This is a genomic window from Streptomyces palmae, assembly GCF_004684805.1.
Lineage (GTDB): Bacteria > Actinomycetota > Actinomycetes > Streptomycetales > Streptomycetaceae > Streptomyces > Streptomyces palmae.
The window spans coordinates 1-3,138 of sequence record NZ_SRID01000553.1; the positions used below are offsets into that span (position 1 = coordinate 1).

The 3,138-nt window shown below is 70.6% G+C and carries 5 protein-coding genes; 2 read left to right on the top strand and 3 right to left on the bottom strand.

The annotated features are described in order from the left end of the window. Positions 1 to 293: 293 nt before the first annotated feature. The gene (locus tag E4099_RS30760) at positions 294 to 1,181 is read right to left on the bottom strand and encodes a menaquinone biosynthetic enzyme MqnA/MqnD family protein (protein WP_135342388.1); all 888 of its coding nucleotides are present in this window, start codon (positions 1,179 to 1,181) and stop codon (positions 294 to 296) included. Positions 1,182 to 1,479: 298 nt separating this feature from the next. Here E4099_RS30760 and E4099_RS30765 point away from each other — a divergent pair, with 298 nt between their 5' ends. Further along, entirely contained in the window at positions 1,480 to 1,683 is a 204-nt protein-coding gene (locus E4099_RS30765; protein ID WP_135342386.1) for a cold-shock protein, read from the top strand. Between the two features lie 103 nt (positions 1,684 to 1,786). Here E4099_RS30765 and E4099_RS30770 read toward each other — a convergent pair whose 3' ends face one another. Together E4099_RS30770 and E4099_RS33360 are read right to left on the bottom strand one after the other, a co-directional pair. Then, complete coding sequence (locus E4099_RS30770; RefSeq protein WP_135342387.1) at positions 1,787 to 2,086, bottom strand: hypothetical protein; 300 nt, start codon at positions 2,084 to 2,086, stop codon at positions 1,787 to 1,789. 190 nt (positions 2,087 to 2,276) lie between these two features. Beyond that, a complete protein-coding gene (locus E4099_RS33360; protein ID WP_167828543.1) occupies positions 2,277 to 2,441 on the bottom strand; it encodes a hypothetical protein in 165 nt (54 codons plus the stop codon). Positions 2,442 to 2,550: 109 nt separating this feature from the next. On the opposite strand from E4099_RS33360, the gene E4099_RS30775 reads away from it, so the two are divergent. After that, complete coding sequence (locus E4099_RS30775) at positions 2,551 to 2,958, top strand: nuclear transport factor 2 family protein (protein ID WP_245245323.1); 408 nt, start codon at positions 2,551 to 2,553, stop codon at positions 2,956 to 2,958. The last annotated feature ends 180 nt before the right edge of the window (positions 2,959 to 3,138 follow it).

Here is a 3,138-nt window from a genome sequence, read left to right on the forward strand (position 1 = left end):
GGCTACCTCGTCACCGGCCCAGCTTAGGGCGCGGCAGCCGGTTCGGGGCGGGACGGCCGGCAGGGGGCGGCAACCGGTCTCCCGGCCGCGCGGACCCCGACCGGCGGGAGCAATGCCCCCACGGAAGCGGCACCCCCGCGGAAGCGGCACCCCTCGCGGAAGCGGCACCCCCGCGGCAGCGGGCCCGCGCGGAACCGGCGCCCGCAGAAGACCGACCCGCACGCGGGGCCGCCCGCGCGGGATCCACCTCCGCGCGCCGCACCCCGCGGCCGGGGCCGCGCCCCCGTGCCGGGTCAGTTCCTCCGCTCGACCGGCAGCAGTTCCACCCGTACGTCCGCCGGGAAGCCGTGTCCCGTACCGGCGCGGCGTACGAACTCGGCGATGCCCTCCAGCTGGGGCTCGCCCAGGCTGAAGTCCAAAGTGGTGAAGTACCGTTCCAGCACCGGGGCCTCCAGCGCCTCCCAGCGCGCGGCCTGCTCGGCGACCTCGGTCACCTCCTTGAGCGACAGGTCGCGGGAGGACAGGAACTCCTCGTGCACCTTGCCCACGATCCAGGGCTCCCGCTCCACGTAGTCCCGGCGCGCCGCCCAGACCGCGAAGACGAACGGCAGCCCCGTCCACTCCTTCCACATCTGCCCCAGGTCATGGACCTGGAGGCCGAGCCGGTCCGCCTCGTGCAGATTGGCGCGCAGCGCGGCGTCGCCGATCAGCACCGCGGCGTCCGCCTCCTGCATCATCAGGCTGAGGTCCGGCGGGCAGGTGTAGTAGTCCGGCCGCACTCCGTACCGGTCGGCGAGCAGCAGCCGGGCCAGCAGCACCGAGGTACGGGAGGCGGAGCCCAGCGCCACGCGGGCGCCGTCCAGCTCCTTCAGCGGGCGCTGGGAGACGATCACGCAGGACATCACCGGGCCGTCGCAGCCGACCGCGATATCCGGCAGTGCGATCAGATTTTCGGCGTTCCTCAGATACTCCACCAGGCTGATCGGGCCGATATCGAGATCACCGCGGGCCAGCAGGTCATTGAGCGCGTCCGGCGTGTCCTTGGTCAACTCGAAATCGAGCAAACTGCCGGTCCGGGCGAGGCCCCAATAGAGGGGCATGCAGTTGAGGTACTGGATGTGGCCGACCCGCGGCCGGCTCCGGCGGTGGCCGGTGGCGGTGGCGGCGGCAGGGGCTGAAATATCCACATCCGGAGGCTAAGCCCAGACTCGCCGCCGCCTGTGCGGGGGGTGTGCGCCAGGCGCGCCATCCGGCGTGCGACCTGCGGCCGTGCCCGTCCCCCGTGCGTGGGAAACCCCCAACTGCCGTGATCTTCGGCTCTTTCTCCAGCGACAGCCGCCGTGCTAGGCTCGCCTCAAGTTGCAGTTTGGTTTCCCTTGCAGTACAGAGCCTGCGGAGCATGTGACCCGCAGGCTTTTGTAATTTTCAGACTTCTTGCAGGTTCTGGAGCAGGGCAACCCTTTGGCCCAAGGAGGGCTTATGGCTACCGGAACCGTCAAGTGGTTCAACGCCGAAAAGGGCTTCGGTTTCATCGCTCAGGACGGCGGCGGCCCCGATGTCTTCGTCCACTACTCCGCGATCAACGCGGCTGGTTTCCGCTCCCTTGAGGAGAACCAGACCGTGACCTTCGACGTCACCCAGGGCCCGAAGGGCCCGCAGGCGGAGAACGTCACCCCGGCCTAAGGTCGGGTTCGACGATCGCGTCGACGACTAGCAGTACCCAAGGAGCCCTGCCCTCTCCCGCCACCAGCGGAGGGGCGGGGCTCCTGCCTTTCCCGCGGCCGGGTCAGTGATCGTCCCAGTGCCCGTCGTGGGCGGCGTGCCGGTGGCCGTTGTGGAGGTAGTCCACATGGTCGCCGTGCTGCACCTGCTGGTGCCCGCAGGCCGGTCCGTGCTGGTGTTCGTGGGACTGGTGCTCGGTGTGCTTCCCGGGCTCGCACTCGTCCCAGTGGCCGCTGTGCGCGCGGTGCAGATGCCCGTCGTGCGAGTAGTCCATGTGGTCGCCGTGCGGGATCTGGGGATGGCCGCAGTCGGGGCCGTGCTGATGGCTGTGCGCGGCGTGCTCGTGATGGGAAGCGGTGGCCATGAGTGACTCCCGGTGACGAGGCTTTGTAGATCTTTACCCCTTTTCGCACTATACGCCGAAGGGTGCCCCCGCACGCCGGAGCGTGCCGCATCACGCGCCCCTGCCTCGCCCCGCTCCGTCCCGCCTCCGCTCAGGCCGGGCAGCGGGCCGCCCCGTTCCGCCGGCCGCCGGATGGGAGCCGGCGTACCGATCACCGGGCGGGGCCCGCGTACCCATCACCGGGCTGGGCAGGCACACCGCTCACCAGGTCGAGGCCCGCGTACCCATCACCGGGCGGAGCCGGCGCACCGATCACCGGGTCGAAGCGAGCGCCGGAGGAGAAACCCACCCATGCCCCGTCCAGGTGAGATGTCACCGGCGAATCATCCGCATCCACCCCAGCTACGCATCGGCGCCCTAGCCTGGCCTACGGCCGTGTCCTCCCGGCAGGCCGGGGCGGCGATGGGACCGGAAGGGGACCCCGCGTGGAGCGCCAGAAGATGGATGCCCTCATCAGGGCGCATGTGGCCGCCGAGATGAACGGTGACCCAGCCGGCTGTGTGGCCGTGTACACCGATGACGTCGAACACGACGTCGTGGGCTTCCCGCTCGGCCCCCAGCACGGGCGGCAGGCGGCGCTGGCGGTGTACGAGCGGCTGACCCAGGACATCCGCACCGAGGAGATGGACCCCAGGCGCACGTACTACGGCGACGACTCCTGCGTGATGGAGCACCAGTGGACCGGTACCGTCCCGGGCGACTTCCTCGGGATCCCCGGCAACGGTCGCCGGATCTCCTTCCGGATGCTGCACGTCTTCGAGTTCCGCGACGGCCTGATCAGCCGTGAGAACGTCTGGATCGACGGCGCCGCGGTGACCGCACAACTGGCCTGAGCCGGGCGCCGCCTATCCGGTGGTACGGCCCGGTGACCAGCCCTCGCCCCGGATCAGGTTCTCCAGCCCGGCCCAGGCGAAGTTCATCAGGGTGGCCGCGGCCTCCTTCGCCGACCGCCCCTCCGGCCCCCCGGAGCCCGTACCTCCATCCGTGCCCTCGGCGGCCCCCCTGCCCTCAGC